Genomic DNA, 15,382 nt, shown 5'->3' on the forward strand with positions numbered 1-15,382 from the left:
TCCCGCCTCCTATTGCAGCCAGGCGGAAGGGCCGACACCGGCCTCATCGAGCGTGTGGCCGGTGCGGAAACGATCGAGCCCGTAGGCCGCGACCAAGGGATGCGGCTTGCCGGTGGCGATCGTGTGGGCGAAGCACCAGCCGGAAGCCGGCGTCGCCTTGAAGCCGCCATAGCACCAGCCGCCGTTGAGATAGAGGCCGTCGATCGGCGTCGGGCAGATGATCGGGCTGGCATCGGGAGTCATGTCCATGACGCCGCCCCAGTGGCGCAGCAGCCGGACGCGCGAAATGCACGGCATCAATGCAATCGCCGCCTCCGCCACCTCGCGCACGACGCCGAGATTGCCGCGCTGGGCGTATGAATTGTAGCCGTCGAGATTGCCGCCGAAGACCAGTCCGCCCTTGTCGGACTGGCTGACGTAGAAATGGTCGGCGCCGTAAGCGACGACGTGATCTACCAGCGGCTTCAGCGGCTCGGTGACGAAAGCTTGCAGCACATGGCTTTCGATCGGCAGTTCAAGCCCGGCCTTGGCGCCGAGCACGGACGTGTGGCCAGCGACCGCGAGGCCGACCTTGCCGGCGCCGATCCGGCCTTTCGTCGTTTCGACGCCGACGATACTGTCGCGGTCGCGGAGGAAGCCGGTCACTTCGCAGTTCTGGATGATGTCGACGCCATGGCCGTCGGCGGCGCGCGCATAGCCCCAGGCGACGGCGTCGTGGCGCGCCGTGCCCGCCCGGCCCTGGAAGATAGCGCCATGGATCGGAAAGCGGGCGGTGTCGGAAAAATCGAGATAGGGCACGAGACGGCGCACCTCGTCGCGGTCGAGGATATCGGCATCAATGCCATTCAGCCGCATGACATTGGCGCGGTGGCTGAAGCCGTCGAGCTGATCGGCCGAATGCGCCGTGACGAGCTGGCCGCGCTGCGAGAACATGACATTGAAGTTCAGCGCCCGCGACATGCCCTCCCAGAGCTTCATCGAGAATTCGTAGAACTGGGTGTTGCCGTCGAGCAGGTAGTTGGAGCGGATGACGGTGGTGTTGCGGCCGACATTGCCGCCGCCGACATAACCCTTTTCGAGCACGGCGACGTTACGGATGCCGTGGTTCTCGGCGAGGTAGAAGGCGGTGGCGAGGCCGTGTCCGCCGCCGCCAATAACGATCACGTCATAGGACGATTTTGGCTCCGCTGCCCGCCAGGCGCGCTGCCAATTCTTCTGGCCGGACAGCGCGTTGCGCAAGATCGAAAATGCCGAGTAGCGCGCCATGTGTGCAGGCCTATCGAACGATCGGGCCGGCCGGCGTGCGGGTAAGCACTTCGGCGCCCGCATCGGTCAACAGCACCGTGTTGGAAACGAAGTCATCGCCGCGACCGGTGCCCATCAGCCATGACAGGATGTGGAAGCTCATCCCGGTCTCGATCTCGAGGTCGGAATCGTGCCTCAAGCCGGTCACCGAATTGCCGCCGGTCCATGATGGCGGCTGGCCGGCGCCGACAAGATAACCGCAGTGATGGCGGCGATAGTGGGAAAGACCCGCCTCGTCAGCGACAGCCTGCCAGGCGGCGTAGACATCGCGCGCCTTGGCGCCCGGCCGCAACGCCTCGACGACAGCGTTGAACGCCTTGGCGGTCACTTCCGCCATTGCGGCGTCTTCGTCGCTGATGTGGCCGATGCGAACGAGCCGGCCGAGCGGGGCGTGGTAGCGTGAGATGCACCCGGACAATTCGACAAAGACCGGCTCGCCCTTGCGGTAGATCCCGTCGCCCCAGGTCGTGTGTTCTTCACCCAGGCGCGCGGCCGGGCGGATGAACGGTCCGAAGCCCGGCGCATGACCGCCGGCGCGGATCATTGCCGCAACACATTGGGCGGCGACCTCCTGTTCGGAAGCGCCATCCGAGATCGCGGCGATCGCGGCACCGGCACCGGCGTCCGTCACCTTTGCGGCCCGCCGCATCAGCACTTGTTCGTCGGCGCTCTTCACCCGCCGCATCTTGTCGATCAGACCGGAGACATCGCTCCACTTGGCATCGGCTTGCATCTGGAGTGCCACGGCAAGTCCATGGCTAAGGCCGGCCGTCCAGTATTCGAGACCGATCCGCTTGCCGGACAGGCCGAGCTCCGCAAGCACCCGCGCGGCAAGGTCGGCCGCCGTTTCGCTGTCGGAGTGACCACGGAATTCCGCTGCCTTTACCTGCTTCTCGATCGTCACCATTTCCATCGAGCGGGTGACCAGGACAGGTTTTCCCTGGAGCGGGACGATCAGCAGGTGAGGGGCAAAATACCCCCAGTGATCGAGCCCGGTGAGATAGAAGACGTTCTCCGGCGAGGCGAAGACCGCCCCGTCGAGCTCGCGCTCGGCTAGAGCAGTACGGACCTTGGCAAGGCGGCCAGCGATTTCGGCTTCGGAAAACGGATTGCGGTCCATCGGGCGTCCTCGTGCTTGTTGCCGGCTTGCTGGCGGGCATGGTCTTTTCGGCAGCCGGTTTCCCGGCCGCCATGTCAGTCGACGACGATGAGTTCGCGCGCCACATCGCAGAGGCGTTCGCCGCCGCGTTCCGTGACGACGAACGATTCCGAGATGGCGATGCCGAAATCGTCGAGCCAGACGCCGGCCATGAAATGGAAGCACATCCCGGGCTGCATCTCGGTGGTGTCGCCGGGACGAAGGCTTGCGGTGCGTTCACCCCAATCGGGCGGATAGGCGAGCCCGACCGGATAGCCGACGCGGCTTTCCTTCTTCAGCCCGTTCTTCCTCAACACTGCCTGCCAGGCGGCTTCCACCTGTTCGGCGGTGTTGCCGGGGCGCGCCTTCTCGAGGCCAGCGTCGACGCCCTCGACGATCACCTTGGCCATGTCGAGGATGGCTTGCGGCGGCTTGCCGAAATGTACCGTCCGGGTCAGCGCCGCATGATAGCGGCGCCGCACGCCGGCGATCTCCAGAATGGCGAGGCCGCTGTCCGGCAGCGGCGCGTCGGACCACGTCAGATGCGGCGTGCTGGTGCCCTCGCCAACGGGCATCAGCGGACAGATCGCGGCATAGTCGCCGCCCGCTCCGGGCACGCCCATGATCTGTGCGTGATAGATTTCGGCAATGACATGGTTCTGCGGCACGCCAGGCCGCATTTTCTCGATGGCGCGGTTCATGGCATGCGTGCAGATCGCACCCGCCTCGCGGATCAGCACCAGCTCGGCCTCGGATTTGACCAGCCGCGCCCAGTTGACGAGATCGTGGTTGTTGGCGAAGTGCGCGTCGGGCAGCCCTTGGACCAGATGGGCGTGGCAGCGCGCCGTATAATAGTGCGCGTCCATCTCGACGCCGATGCGGGCCTTTCCCCAACCGCGCGACCGGATCAGTTGGGCGAGTTCGTCATAAGGGTGTTCGACGGGCTGCTGCACCAACCGTTCCGAGAACGGCACGATGTTTTTCTCGGGCAGGCCGGTGGTCAGGCGTGCGCTCTTGGCATCCTGTGCCCTGCCGAACCAGATCGGCCGGTCTTCCTCCAGATGGACGAGCACGCACTGCGGAACGTAGAACGACCATCCATCATAGCCGGTCAGCCAGCACATGTTGGCGGGATCCTGACAAACGATGAGATCGAAGCCGGCTTTTTGCATGCGTGTCTTCACGCCGGCGAGGCGTTGCCCATACTCCGCTTGCGTGAATGTCCCGAAGCCGTTCGCGGTCGCCACCGAAATCCTGCCTTCCAGGTACGCCGTTTGCCTTTTGTAAATGGCAACTAGGCCAAATTGTGCACAACTCGACGTCAATTTGCTGGCTAACTGCGAACTATCGTCGAATTTTCATGGTTTCTATATCTCTGCTTGCGAAATGTCTAGGGCAGTTGTATACGTCTGATCAAGCAGGCGTCGACCTCGAAGAAGGCCGCGCCCTGGGAACCATCCACAGTTGTCCAATGGGAGAAAAGCATGCTCAAATCATCGATATCGCGCCGTATGGTCGTGAAGGCGGCTGCCTGCATCGCGCTCGCCGCGACGTCATTGACCTCGTTGTCCGCTCACGCGGAAACCACCCTCGAACGGGCCAAGAAGGACGGCTACATCCGCGTCGGTTTCGCCAACGAGGCGCCGTTCGGTTACGCCACGCCAGACGGCAAGCTGACCGGCGAGGCCCCTGAAGTCGCCAAGGCGGTGCTCGCCAAGATGGGCATACCGCAGGTCGACGGTGTTTTGACCGAATTCGGCTCGCTCATTCCGGGTCTCAAGGCCGGCCGCTTCGACATCATCGCCGCCGGCATGTTCATCACTCCGAAGCGCTGCGCCGAGATCAACTACTCCGAGCCGTCCTACGGCATCGGCGAGGCTATGCTGGTGGCAAAAGGCAATCCGAAAGGCATCAAGGATTTTTCCAGCATCAAGGACAATCCGGATCTCAAGCTTGCCGTGATGGCCGGCGCCGTCGAAGGCGGCTTCGCCAAGGAAGCGGGCGTTGCCGGTGGGCAGATCGTCTCCTTGCCCGACCAGTCAAGCCTGGTCGCCGCCGTCCAGTCGGGCCGCGCCGATGCGGCCGCGCTGACCGCTCTTTCGATCGCCGACATGGCCAAGAAAGCCGACGGCGTCGAATCGACCAAGCCCTTCGGCGAGGTCGCCGGCAAATCGGTAAAAGGTCATGGCGGCTTCGGCTTCCGAAAGGAAGACACCGACCTGCAGGAGGCTTTCAACGCCGAGCTGAAGAAGTTCCTCGGTTCGCCGGAGCATATCGCGCTGGTCGAGCCACTCGGCTTCGGCAAGGATTATCTCCCCAACAAGACCACCGCAGAGCTCTGCGCTGGCAAATAGGTTCCCAACTGCTGGCGGCGCGAAAGCGCCGCCCTTTTTCCTTGGGGGAATCGCATGGGTATCCGTACGCTCGTTGCCATGCTGGTCATCGCGCTTGTCGTGATCGGTGCCTTGGCAACACAGGAATCATATCAAGTGTTTATGCCGGGGCTGCTGCAAGGCGCGGTCCTGACAATCGAGATCGCCGTCCTCGGCAGCCTGCTGGCAATTGTCATGGGCGTGCTTGCGGCACTTGCAAGGATGTACGGCCCGACGCCGCTCAGATGGCTGGCCACGGTCTATGTCGAGATCTTCCGCGGAACGTCGGCACTGGTGCAATTGTTCTGGCTGTTTTTCGTGCTCCCGCAATTCGGCGTCACGATCAACGCGTTCGTGGTGGCGGTGCTCGCGCTCGGCCTGAATGTCGGCGCCTATGGATCGGAGTGCGTGCGCGGCGCGATCCTGTCCGTCGCCCGCGGGCAGTGGGAAGCGTGTACGGCATTGAACATGAGCCGCCCGCAGATGTTGCGTCGGATCATCCTGCCGCAGGCCTTTGTCGCGATGATCCCACCCTGGGGCAATCTGTTCATCGAGCTTCTGAAATCGACGGCGCTGGTCTCGCTGATCACGCTTTCGGATCTCGCCTTCAAGGCGCAGCAAATGAACCAGAACACGTTCAAGACCATTCCGATCTTCACCCTCGTTCTTTTGATGTACCTGGCAATGTCGCTGGTTGTGACCATCGGCATGCGGCTTCTTGAAAGGCGGGCGTCGCTCGGACTGGCGCGGGGGAAGGCGGCATGATCTGGGATTGGGGATTTGCCCTGGAAATCCTGCCGGTGCTTGCCCGCGCCGCCGTCATTTCCATCGAAGCGACGCTGATCGGCTTTGCGCTTGCCGCCTCGCTCGGCCTGGTGCTGGCCGTTGTCCGCATTGCCGTGCCATGGACCAGCTGGACGATTTCGGTGCTGGTCGAGCTGATCCGCTCGACCCCGCTGCTCATCCAGATATTCTTTCTCTATTTCGTCTTTCCGAAATTCGGTGTCGTGCTCGACGCTTTCACCGCCGGGGTGCTGGCCATCGGCATCCACTACGCCGCCTATTGCTCCGAGGTCTATCGCGCCGGTTTCGACAACATCCATCGCGGCCAGTGGGAAGCTTCGATCGCGCTCAATCTCTCGTCCTGGACGACGTTTCGCGACATCATCATTCCGCAGGCGATCCCGCCGATCGTTCCGGCGCTCGGCAATTATCTGGTGGCCTTGTTCAAGGAAACGCCGTTGCTTTCCGCAATCGCCGTGATGGAACTGATGCAGACCGCCAAGATCATCGGCTCCGAAACGTTCCGCTACACCGAGCCGATCACGCTGGTCGGCCTGTTTTTCCTTGCCATGAGCCTGGTTTCGGCGGCGCTCATCCGCTCCCTCGAAGGGCTGCTCAACCGGAGGACCACCCGATGACTGAACAACCGATGGTCCGCTTCGACAATGTATCGAAACGCTACGGCACGTTAACCGTTCTCGACGGGCTCAATCTCGAAATAGCGCGCGGCGAAAAAGTCTCGGTCATCGGTCCGTCGGGTTCGGGCAAGACGACGGTGCTGCGCATGCTGATGACGCTGGAGACGATCAATGACGGCGTCATCTGGGTCGAAGGCGAGCCGCTGACCCATATGGAAAGGAACGGCAAGCTTGTTCCCGCCGATCTCGCCCACATCCGCAAGATCCGCGCCAAGATCGGCATGGTGTTCCAGTCGTTCAACCTGTTTCCGCATATGACGGCGATGCAGAACTGCATCGAGGCGCCGATAACGGTGCTCGGAATGAAGCGGGCGGACGCCGAGGCACGAGCGGCCGAGCTGCTGGAGCTGGTCGGTCTGGCCCAGAAGAAGGACCACTATCCGTCACAGCTTTCTGGTGGCCAACAGCAGCGCGTCGCCATCGCCAGGGCGCTGGCAATGCGGCCCAAGATCATGCTGTTCGACGAGGTGACGTCGGCGCTCGACCCGGAGCTTGTCGGCGAAGTGCTGCAGGTGATAAGGCAAATCGGGCGCGAGCATGATCTCACCATGCTGATGGTCACCCATCAGATGGGCTTCGCCAAGGAGTTTTCCGACCGCGTTTGTTTCTTCTATCAAGGCAAGATCTGCGAGCAGGGACCGCCAAGCGAACTGTTTGGTGCTCCCAAGAACGAGCGGACACGGCAATTCCTGCACGCTGTCCTGGAGGCTGGGTGACGATCGAGACAGAGGCCAAGCCGCCCACGACGGTGACCGCCGCGCCGCCGCGCCCGCTCTCCGCGCGGGAGCGGTTCGAGCGCATCTACCGGATATTGCGCGACCGCATCTGCCTGCTCGATTATGCGCCGGGAAGCCACCTTTCCGAGGAAGAACTTGCCCAGGAATTCGAGATCAGCCGCACGCCGGTCCGGCGCGTGCTGGCGCGCCTTGAATCCGAGGGTCTGGTTCAATCCGTCCACGGCGTCGGCACGATCGTCACCGACGTCGACATCGAGGAATTACAGCAGGTCTATCATCTGCGCCTGGAGCTGGCGCTCCTCGTCGGCAAGCTTTCGCCGATCCCGCGCACGGCGGACGACCTCGACCGGATACGGGCGCTCATCGCGCGCTGCGATTCCGATATACTCAATCCCGACCAGCGCGCTTTCCTGCGCCTCAACATGGACTTTTTCTACGAACTCACAGCCATGACCGGCAACCAGCCGCTGCGCGAGATCAGCGAGCGCCTGTATTTTCAGGTCGCGCGCGTCGTCCTGAAGCTGATGCCGCAATTGGGCCTTGTCGAGGAATTCACCGCGTTCCGCCGCGAAATGGAAGAGGTCCTTGCCGCGGCCGAAATCGGCGACTGGGAGTCCATCGGGCACATAAGGCGGGCGCATATCTCAATGAGCTTCCGCCGCATGATGCGTCACGCAGGCGAGGCGAATCTGGATAGAGCTACATAATCAGCCCCCGTAAGATTTTTGCTGGTGGACTGCCGTCGCGCTGCGTTTGCCAGGGAAAGCATGGCCGCCAGCCCGATGCCGACAGAATTTGCCAGCACCGGCGATGACTAACGCGGTTCGATACTGCAGGCCGGCGCCGCCCTTAAAGAGGATCCTCACTCGGTATGTTGGCGGGATTCCAGACGACCTCCCACAGATGTCCGTTCGGGTCGCGGAAATATCCGGCATATCCGCCAAAGAACGTGTCCCGGGCAGGCTTGATGATCTCGGCTCCGGCGCGGGCGGCCTCATCCATCACTTGATCGACTTCTTCGCGGCGCACAACGTTGTGGCCGATTGTGAACGAGGTCGAGGTAATCGGCGCCTTGGGCAGGCCGGTGTCGTAGGCGAGGTCGTCCTGAGCCCAGATCGCGAGCTTCAACCCGCCGGACAGCGTGAAGAACGCGACGGCGCCATGCTCGAACTCGCGGCCGATGATCCCTTCCGTCGGCAAGCCGAGACCGTCGCGGTAGAATGCGAGAGAACTCTCGAGGTCGGCGACGGCGATAGTCAAAACCGAAATGCGCGGTTTCATGGCAGTCTCCTCTGGTTGTCGGAGATACCAGGATAAAGTCGGGCGACAGTGAAGACTTGAACAAAACGGCCAACAGCGTGCCGCCAAGTCGAAGAACGCGCCGAGGTTTCACTCGTTGTGCAGCAGGTGATGAATCTGTCGCGGGGTGCTTCCCGTCAGGCGGCGGCTCTCGCGGACAAGATGCGCCTGATCGGAATAGCCCGCCTCGGCCGCCAGCATGGCGGTGGAGCTGTTGGAGTGGCTCGAAAGCCTCAGAAAGTGCTGGTAGCGGAGGATACGGTCAATCGTCTTAGGGCCATAGCCGAAGCTCGTGTCGAAGCGCCGGCGCAACGTCCTTTCGCTCATCTCGAGCGCGCGCATCAACCAAGGGACGAGAGGCGCGTCGGGTGGCGGCCCGCGCTCAATCAAGCGATATGCCGCCTGCATGGGAACGTCTGGCGCGCGGGAGGCCGCCTCCTCGGCGACGACCTGTTGGAGCGAGCAGGCCAGATCCTCGAGATTGTCGCCAGCGCGCACGCGGCTGGCGAGGCGGCGAGCTCGCGCGCCCCACAAATCCTCGAGCGACAGCCTCTGGCCGACAAGCTCGATTTGCGGCACGCCGAGCCATGCCGCCGCCGTGGCAGGATGGAAGCGCAAGCCGATCACGACCTCGTCTGCCGCCAGAACCTCGGTCTGCGGCTCCTTATCGGGGCCGGCAACTCGGAAGCTGCCTCCGATCCATTGCAGATCGATCGTTGCGTCGGGCATGATGACGATTGGCGGTGCGCCCGCCGGGTCCATTCGATGCACCCACACCGAAGCAAAGCTCCCGTGAAGCCGCGCCGACGCTGGACGTTGCTGAAATGAACCCGTTGCCTGTGCTGGGACGGGATCGCTCATCTCGCTCCTCTTCGGACTAGCGGCGGTGAACCTACGGCGCAGCGGCTGCGCCCGGCCGTCGCTCGAGGCAACAATCTGCACGACCGACAACGTCTTCCAATCGAGAACGGTTGCAAGAATCGGTCGTTTTCTTCCGGCCGGAATGAAGAGGGCAGGTTAGGGGTGATGCCACGCGCATCGCCTCGGCAGCGCCGTGTGAAGCCATACGTCGATGGCCGTTTCGTTCAATCCGGTAAGCGAGATGCGTGCTTATCTTTCGGCGTCGTACATCACACGAGAGGTATGCGTCATGAGCAACAACAACGATCAACGGATCGACTACGTCGAATTCAACGTGAAAGACATTCAGCGGTCACGCGACTTCTACGGAAAGGCCTTCGGCTGGACCTTCACCGACTACGGCCCGCAATATTGCGAGTTCAACGACGGGCGCTTGTCAGGTGGCTTTGCCGCTGGCCCAGCGAGGTCCGGAGGAGGCCCGCTCGTCATCCTCTATGCAGATGATTTGCCGGGAACGGTCAAGCGGGTCGAGCAGGCGGGAGGCAAGATCGTCAGGCCGATCTATGGATTCCCGGGCGGCCGGCGCTTCCATTTCGCGGACCCGGATGGTTACGAGCTTGCGGTTTACACCGAGGACGGCAGCAAGGAATGATCGCGTTCTTCCACCACCTCGGATTGGTTTTGCTCGGCAGCGTCTTTATCTGGGCGGGCGCCGAGCATTTCCTCAGGTTCCGGGCGGTTGCAGCGTCCCTGGCCGAGCGGGGCTTTCCTGCTCCCAGGCCTCTTCTCGCGGCCGGATCGGTGCTGGAGATTGCAGGCGGCTTTTGCCTAGCAACGGGCCTTGGTGGACCCTTTCCCGGCGCGGCCTTGGCCGTATTCACCATTGCGGCGTCTTTCATGGCGCTCAACTTCTGGCGCTACAGCGGTGATGAATGCGAAGCGCTTCGTACCGGCTTCACCATCAATGTTGCCGTCTTGGGCGGGTTGATTGTCGCCGCGACCACTAGCCTGTGATCATCGTTTCGAGGCGGCGGGCCACTGGACACCACGTCAGAGCCATTCCATGACGCTGCGCTGCTTGAGCAGTTCATTGATGGCTTCCGCAAGGCCGGTCTTCCGGCGTGACCTCCCAAACGGCCAGCATTGAACGCGGCGCTCTGTACAAAGCCTACTTCAAGATCGCGGCGACGATGAATCCCATCCCCTGCGGTCCTCCTCTAAGGTAACGGCGCCTTGGCTGTCACGGGTCGCCTTAGGCGCTCACGAATGCCTTGGGCAATGTGGATGAAGGCAGCGCACCTCGTAAACATGCAAGTTCACATTTTTAGCGGCGTGAGCAGGCGGTCCCTGAAAATCCGTGTTCTGATGTCGTTGCCTCCTCGGCACCGTTCGTGCGACCTATTCCTCAAAGCGACCCGTGGCGTCACGATCGCGCTCGTACCGTCTCGTGAGCGGAAACGGCGGCAACCAGGACTCGCGTCGGATGATCCAGCTTTCGTAGGTTGGCATCAGTTGGTCAGGCGCATCCAGGGACCCCAGGTTTACTTCGATTTCGTCTGCGGTGCGTCCGAAAATGGAGGAGCCGCAGCGGGGACAGAAAAACCGCCCGGCGTAGTCGCGTGTTTCGCCGTCGATCGTCACCGCATCCTCAGGAAAAATCGCGGAAGCGTGAAAAAGGGCGCCATGATGCTTGCGGCAGTCAAGACAGTGACAAAGGCCGACCCGGTATGGGCGCCCCGACGCGATAATTCGGACGTTGCCGCACAGGCAACCGCCGGTGAATCGGTCCATGCTGCGTCTCCTCCAAAATCAAGCGGCCGGAATGGTTACAACGACCGGCACTGTTGTTGCAATCGCCGCGCCGCGGGCGGGGACACGTCGTTCTTCCGTGGCGATGACATTGCAGCCGCCTCTCTATGCCTTGCGCGAGCTTGCCGCCGAAAATAGGCTTTGGTTTGTCATATGGAACGAAACGGCGCGTTCCATTGAGCCGCCAACTCGGCGGCCGAGGCGATCTTGACACCGCAGTCGGCGAGTATGCGTGCGACGGTCGCTACCAGTTCGGCGTTGGACGAGGCTATGCTGCCGTCCGGAAGGAAAAGATTGTTTTCGAAGCCGACCCGGACATGGCCGCCAAGCAACGCGGCGGCGGTCACGCACGCCGCTTCGTTGCGGCCGAAGGCGCAGACGCTCCAATGGTCGAAGCGCGGCATGTTCGCCGCAAGGAATGGCAAGAGATCGGCAGGAACGGACGTCTGTCCCGGCGTGTAGCGGCCCAGCACGTAGAGAACCGGTATGCTTGCCCACGGGATCAGTCCGCGCTGCTGCATGTCCGAAAGCCTGACGGCCTCCTCGGGCGAATAGAGGATGATCTGCGGCGCAACCCCCTCGGTGTGCAGCCAGGCCATGAAGCGCACGAAGGCGAGTTCCGATCCGGCATCAGGAACGATTTCGCGAAGCGCCAGGGAGACAGCTTGCGGCTTTACATCTTGTACGACGGCCATCTGTTGGGCCGGCGAATAGATACCGAGCGCTTCGGAGGTGATCTGGATTACCAAGCGGTCGCCGGCAGCACCGCGGATGGCGGCGATCGCCTGGCGGTAGGCGTCGGCGTCGAGCAGATGATTGTCGCTTCTGTCACGGACATGAACGTGGATCATAGCCGCACCGGCATCGGCGCATTCCGCGGCCGTCCTCGCAAGTTCGGCTGGTGTCAGCGGAATCGCCGGATGGTCGGCCTTGCTGCGACGTCCCCCGTTCGGGGCGACGGCTATGGCGATGCGGTGGAGACCATGGGCCGGCTTCATGGGGACGTTCTGTGAGTGACAAGATTCATATGAATCGATCTTTGATCACACTGAAACAGACGTTGCAATCGCTGGTCTGGCGAGCTAGCAATATCCATGGACCAGGGAGAGCTTGCTGGACAGATCGTCAGTGCCTTCGACGGCATGTCGGCGCAGCTTCGGTCCGCTGCGCGCTATGTCCTTGATAAGCCGTATGATGTCGCGCTGTTGTCTATGCGCGAGCAGGCTCGGCACGCAGGAGTGCAGCCGGCGACGATGACGCGGCTGGCCCAGCATCTCGGCCTTGATGGCTACGAGGCGGTACGCGATATCTACGCCGCCGCGATCCGGGACGGCGAAATCGGTTTCGCCGGCAAGGCGGGCCTTCAGGGGCCAGCCAAAAGCTCAAGGGCGACCACGCGCTGGCGGCCGATATTCTGGATTCGATTTCCAGCCAGCTTTCCCATCTCGCCGAAGGCAGGTCGATCGACCGTCTGGTCGAGACGGCCAGGGCGCTGAGTGCGGCAAGGCGCGTCTATTGCCTCGGCCTGCGCTCGAGCCACGCAGTCGCCTGGCATCTGCATTACATCCTGTCACTGATCGGCGAGAAGTCGGTGCTGCTGCACGGCATCGGCGGAACCGATGGCGACGCTCTGGCCCATGCGACCAAGGACGACGTGCTGATCGCCGCCAGCGTCCTGCCCTACACGCGCTTCACCATCGAGCTTGTCGAGTACGCTGCCGGCCGCGGCGTACCGGTCATTGCGATCACCGACAGCGGGGTAGCGCCCTTGGCGCTGCTTGCCGATCACCTAGTCGTCGTGCCGACCGGCAGCCCGTCCTTTTTCCACACCATGACGCCAGCTTTCATCGTTGCCGAGGTCCTCGGTGCTCTTGTCGCAGGGCAGGCAGGCGAGGGCGCTGTTGAGTCGCTGCGACGTTTCGATGAGCAGGGCGCCGCTCTCAAGACCCATCTGAACCAACGTCCGCCGAAGAAAATGCCCATGAGGGACCGTCGATGACACACATTCTTCATCGAACCATCCACTCGACGCTGCCGGTCGCCAATTCGCGGCCAAGGCATCGAACTGTTCGATGCCGAGGGCAAGTCCTATATCGACGCGTCGGGCGGCGCGGCCGTGTCCTGTCTCGGCCACGGCCATCCCGACGTGATCGCTGCACTGCACACCCAGCTTGACCGCATCGCCTACGCCCACACCAGCTTCTTCACCACCGAGGTGGCGGAGCGCTTGGCGGATCGGCTGGTCGAGGACGCGCCGAAAGGCTTGGACCACGTCTATCTAGTCAGCGGCGGCTCGGAGGCGGTCGAGGCCGCGCTCAAGATGGCCAGGCAATATTTTGTCGAGAAAGGCGAGCCGCAACGGCGCCATCTCATCGCACGCCGGCAGAGCTATCACGGCAATACGCTCGGCGCTCTCGCCACCGGCGGCAACGAATGGCGCCGCGCCCAGTTCAGGCCGTTGCTTATCGAGACCCACCATATCGACCCCTGTTACGCCTATCGCTATCAAAAGCATGGCGAAAGCGACGAAGCCTATGCGGCGCGCGCCGCCCAGCAGCTCAAAGACAAGATCCTCGAACTCGGCCCGGACGAGGTCATCGCCTTTGTCGCCGAGCCGGTGGTGGGTGCCACGCTCGGCGCGGTGCCGCCGGTCGCGGATTACTTCAAGCACATTCGCGCGATTTGCGACCGCTACGGCGTGCTGCTCATTCTCGACGAGGTGATGTGCGGCATGGGCCGTACCGGCACTCTGCATGCGTGCGAGCAGGACGGCATCGCTCCCGACCTGCTGACCATCGCCAAGGGACTTGGCGGTGGCTACCAGCCGATTGGCGCGGTGCTGCTCGGCCGGCATATCTTCGATGCCTTTGCCCAAGGCTCGGGCTTCTTCCAGCATGGGCATACCTATATGGGCCATCCAATGGCAGCGGCGGCCGGCCTTGCCGTGCAGGAGGTCATCCGGCGTGACGGTCTGCTCGACAACGTCAGCGCAATGGGCGCGCAGCTGGACGAACGCCTGCACCAACGCTTCGATAACCACGATCACGTCGGCGACATTCGCGGGCGGGGTCTATTTAGGGGAATCGAGCTGGTGGTTGATCGCGCCAGCAAGGAACCATTCGACCAGAGGCTTGAACTCAACGCCCGCATCAAGCGCGAAGCAATGGCCCGCGGCCTGATGATTTATCCGATGGCCGGGACGATTGATGGTGTGCGGGGCGTTCATGTGCTTGTGGCGCCGCCATTCATCATTTCCAAACAGAATATCGATCGGATCGTCGAACGGCTCGGTGAGGCGATCGACGCTGCGATCGCTTCAGCGGCCTGACCCGCACGACGCGGACCGCCTCAACTAGTTCCAACGCGTCATCGGCGACGGGCCGGGACACCCACCAGAGAGGTAGCGACCATGTACAGTTCAATGAAAACCCTGATCGGCGCGGCGGCCTGCATGCTGCTGGCGCTGCCATCCGTCGGAGCCGAGCAGCGCTTCGTCACGGTCGGCACCGGCGGGGTCACCGGCGTCTACTACGCCGTCGGCGGCGCCATTTGCCGGCTGATGAACAAGGACCGGCAGAAAACCGGCATCCGATGCTCGACGGAGTCGACCGGCGGTTCGGTCTTCAACGTCAACTCCATCCAGACCGGCGACCTCGATTTCGGCCTGACCCAATCGGACGTGCAATACCAGGCCTATGAGGGGACCGGAAATTTCGACGGCAAGCCGTTCAAGGATCTGCGGGCCGTGTTCTCCGTCCATCCCGAGCCGTTCACCGTGCTGGCGCGGCCGGACGCCGGCGTCACCAAATTCGAGGATTTCAAAGGCAAACGCTTCAACGTCGGCAATCCCGGGTCAGGCACCCGCTCGTCCATGGAGGAGTTGCTGAAGCAGATGGGCTGGACGCTCGGCGATTTCTCGCTTGCCGCGGAGCTGAAGGCGGACGAGCAGGGCAGCGCGCTGTGCGACAACAAGATCGACGGTTTCTTCTACGGCGTCGGTCATCCTTCCGCCGCGATCCAGGATCCGACCACGGCCTGTGGCGCCAAACTCATCCCGCTGACCGGTCCGGCAGTGGACGCGCTGTTGGCAGCTCATCCGTACTATTCAGTCGCCACCATCAAGGGCGGCATGTACGCCAACAATCCGGACGACGTGACGACATTCGGCGTCCGCGCGACAGTGGTGACGAATGCCAGCACACCCGATGAGGTGGTCTACGAACTGGTGAAGTCGGTCTTCGAAAATTTCGATGACTTCAAGAAACTGCATCCGGCTTTCGCCAATCTCGATCCCAAGGAGATGATCAAGACCGGTCTGTCGGCGCCAATGCATCCGGGCGCGGAGCGCTATTACAAGGAGAAGGGCTGGCTCTGAGGCCT

The 15,382-nt window shown here is 62.6% G+C and carries 15 protein-coding genes and 2 pseudogenes; 10 read left to right on the plus strand and 7 right to left on the minus strand.

All coding sequences use genetic code 11. The features are described from left to right. Positions 1-9: 9 nt before the first annotated feature. From NKJ73_RS22920 to NKJ73_RS22930, 3 genes are all read right to left on the minus strand, one after another. Positions 10-1,266, minus strand: a complete 1,257-nt coding sequence (locus tag NKJ73_RS22920; protein WP_352571198.1) for a sarcosine oxidase subunit beta family protein — start codon at positions 1,264-1,266, stop codon at positions 10-12. Between the two features lie 10 nt (positions 1,267-1,276). Further along, positions 1,277-2,425, minus strand: coding sequence for a M24 family metallopeptidase (locus NKJ73_RS22925; protein WP_352571200.1), 1,149 nt, complete (start codon positions 2,423-2,425; stop codon positions 1,277-1,279). A gap of 74 nt (positions 2,426-2,499) precedes the next feature. Beyond that, entirely contained in the window at positions 2,500-3,690 is a 1,191-nt protein-coding gene (locus NKJ73_RS22930; RefSeq protein ID WP_352571202.1) for a M24 family metallopeptidase, read from the minus strand. A 237-nt stretch (positions 3,691-3,927) separates the two neighbouring features. Here NKJ73_RS22930 and ehuB point away from each other — a divergent pair, with 237 nt between their 5' ends. The 5 genes from ehuB to NKJ73_RS22955 are packed head-to-tail and all read left to right on the plus strand — an operon-like array spanning position 3,928 to position 7,740. After that, a complete protein-coding gene (ehuB, locus tag NKJ73_RS22935; protein ID WP_023717021.1) occupies positions 3,928-4,797 on the plus strand; it encodes an ectoine/hydroxyectoine ABC transporter substrate-binding protein EhuB in 870 nt (289 codons plus the stop codon). Between the two features lie 54 nt (positions 4,798-4,851). Then, the gene (gene ehuC / locus NKJ73_RS22940) at positions 4,852-5,580 is read left to right on the plus strand and encodes an ectoine/hydroxyectoine ABC transporter permease subunit EhuC (protein ID WP_023674258.1); all 729 of its coding nucleotides are present in this window, start codon (positions 4,852-4,854) and stop codon (positions 5,578-5,580) included. Then, entirely contained in the window at positions 5,577-6,236 is a 660-nt protein-coding gene (ehuD, locus tag NKJ73_RS22945; RefSeq protein ID WP_023674259.1) for an ectoine/hydroxyectoine ABC transporter permease subunit EhuD, read from the plus strand. Before ehuC ends, ehuD begins: the two co-directional genes overlap by 4 nt. Next, entirely contained in the window at positions 6,233-7,012 is a 780-nt protein-coding gene (ehuA, locus tag NKJ73_RS22950; RefSeq protein ID WP_023717024.1) for an ectoine/hydroxyectoine ABC transporter ATP-binding protein EhuA, read from the plus strand. The genes ehuD and ehuA overlap by 4 nt, the downstream gene beginning before the upstream one ends. After that, a complete protein-coding gene (locus tag NKJ73_RS22955; RefSeq protein WP_023674261.1) occupies positions 7,009-7,740 on the plus strand; it encodes a GntR family transcriptional regulator in 732 nt (243 codons plus the stop codon). Before ehuA ends, NKJ73_RS22955 begins: the two co-directional genes overlap by 4 nt. Before the next feature lie 142 nt (positions 7,741-7,882). Here NKJ73_RS22955 and NKJ73_RS22960 read toward each other — a convergent pair whose 3' ends face one another. Beyond that, positions 7,883-8,314, minus strand: a complete 432-nt coding sequence (locus NKJ73_RS22960) for a VOC family protein (protein WP_352571204.1) — start codon at positions 8,312-8,314, stop codon at positions 7,883-7,885. Positions 8,315-8,422: 108 nt separating this feature from the next. Further along, entirely contained in the window at positions 8,423-9,193 is a 771-nt protein-coding gene (locus tag NKJ73_RS22965) for a helix-turn-helix transcriptional regulator (RefSeq protein ID WP_502894393.1), read from the minus strand. A gap of 289 nt (positions 9,194-9,482) precedes the next feature. Here NKJ73_RS22965 and NKJ73_RS22970 point away from each other — a divergent pair, with 289 nt between their 5' ends. Together NKJ73_RS22970 and NKJ73_RS22975 are read left to right on the plus strand one after the other, a co-directional pair. Continuing rightward, the gene (locus NKJ73_RS22970) at positions 9,483-9,845 is read left to right on the plus strand and encodes a VOC family protein (protein WP_031211108.1); all 363 of its coding nucleotides are present in this window, start codon (positions 9,483-9,485) and stop codon (positions 9,843-9,845) included. After that, the gene (locus NKJ73_RS22975; protein ID WP_352571207.1) at positions 9,842-10,207 is read left to right on the plus strand and encodes a DoxX family protein; all 366 of its coding nucleotides are present in this window, start codon (positions 9,842-9,844) and stop codon (positions 10,205-10,207) included. Before NKJ73_RS22970 ends, NKJ73_RS22975 begins: the two co-directional genes overlap by 4 nt. A 384-nt stretch (positions 10,208-10,591) precedes the next feature. Here the strand turns inward: NKJ73_RS22975 and NKJ73_RS22980 are convergent, their stop codons facing one another. Together NKJ73_RS22980 and NKJ73_RS22985 are read right to left on the minus strand one after the other, a co-directional pair. After that, positions 10,592-10,984, minus strand: a complete 393-nt coding sequence (locus tag NKJ73_RS22980; RefSeq protein WP_352571209.1) for a GFA family protein — start codon at positions 10,982-10,984, stop codon at positions 10,592-10,594. A gap of 167 nt (positions 10,985-11,151) precedes the next feature. After that, positions 11,152-12,000: a beta-keto acid cleavage family enzyme gene (locus tag NKJ73_RS22985; RefSeq protein ID WP_352571211.1), complete on the minus strand. Its 849-nt coding sequence runs from the start codon at positions 11,998-12,000 to the stop codon at positions 11,152-11,154. A gap of 96 nt (positions 12,001-12,096) precedes the next feature. Between NKJ73_RS22985 and NKJ73_RS22990 the strand changes: the two are divergent. From NKJ73_RS22990 to NKJ73_RS23000, 3 genes and pseudogenes are all read left to right on the plus strand, one after another. Continuing rightward, positions 12,097-13,001: pseudogene (locus NKJ73_RS22990) on the plus strand (MurR/RpiR family transcriptional regulator). Continuing rightward, positions 12,998-14,330 (plus strand): annotated as a pseudogene (locus NKJ73_RS22995) (aspartate aminotransferase family protein). Before NKJ73_RS22990 ends, NKJ73_RS22995 begins: the two co-directional pseudogenes overlap by 4 nt. A 93-nt stretch (positions 14,331-14,423) precedes the next feature. After that, positions 14,424-15,377, plus strand: a complete 954-nt coding sequence (locus tag NKJ73_RS23000; RefSeq protein ID WP_023674270.1) for a TAXI family TRAP transporter solute-binding subunit — start codon at positions 14,424-14,426, stop codon at positions 15,375-15,377. The last annotated feature ends 5 nt before the right edge of the window (positions 15,378-15,382 follow it).

It is taken from the genome of Mesorhizobium sp. M0074 (genome assembly GCF_040322975.1).
In the GTDB taxonomy this organism is placed as follows: domain Bacteria; phylum Pseudomonadota; class Alphaproteobacteria; order Rhizobiales; family Rhizobiaceae; genus Mesorhizobium.

Excerpts from the sequence above, each read along its gene's own strand:
- NKJ73_RS22920 (WP_352571198.1), bottom strand. The coding sequence starts at position 1,266 with ATGGCGCGCTACTCGGCATTTTCGATCTTGCGCAACGCGCTGTCCGGC.
- NKJ73_RS22925 (WP_352571200.1), bottom strand. The coding sequence starts at position 2,425 with ATGGACCGCAATCCGTTTTCCGAAGCCGAAATCGCTGGCCGCCTTGCC.
- ehuB (WP_023717021.1), top strand. The coding sequence starts at position 3,928 with ATGCTCAAATCATCGATATCGCGCCGTATGGTCGTGAAGGCGGCTGCC.
- ehuC (WP_023674258.1), top strand. The coding sequence starts at position 4,852 with ATGGGTATCCGTACGCTCGTTGCCATGCTGGTCATCGCGCTTGTCGTG.
- ehuD (WP_023674259.1), top strand. The coding sequence starts at position 5,577 with ATGATCTGGGATTGGGGATTTGCCCTGGAAATCCTGCCGGTGCTTGCC.
- ehuA (WP_023717024.1), top strand. The coding sequence starts at position 6,233 with ATGACTGAACAACCGATGGTCCGCTTCGACAATGTATCGAAACGCTAC.
- NKJ73_RS22960 (WP_352571204.1), bottom strand. The coding sequence starts at position 8,314 with ATGAAACCGCGCATTTCGGTTTTGACTATCGCCGTCGCCGACCTCGAG.
- NKJ73_RS22965 (WP_502894393.1), bottom strand. The coding sequence starts at position 9,193 with ATGAGCGATCCCGTCCCAGCACAGGCAACGGGTTCATTTCAGCAACGT.
- NKJ73_RS22970 (WP_031211108.1), top strand. The coding sequence starts at position 9,483 with ATGAGCAACAACAACGATCAACGGATCGACTACGTCGAATTCAACGTG.
- NKJ73_RS22975 (WP_352571207.1), top strand. The coding sequence starts at position 9,842 with ATGATCGCGTTCTTCCACCACCTCGGATTGGTTTTGCTCGGCAGCGTC.
- NKJ73_RS22980 (WP_352571209.1), bottom strand. The coding sequence starts at position 10,984 with ATGGACCGATTCACCGGCGGTTGCCTGTGCGGCAACGTCCGAATTATC.
- NKJ73_RS22985 (WP_352571211.1), bottom strand. The coding sequence starts at position 12,000 with ATGAAGCCGGCCCATGGTCTCCACCGCATCGCCATAGCCGTCGCCCCG.
- NKJ73_RS23000 (WP_023674270.1), top strand. The coding sequence starts at position 14,424 with ATGAAAACCCTGATCGGCGCGGCGGCCTGCATGCTGCTGGCGCTGCCA.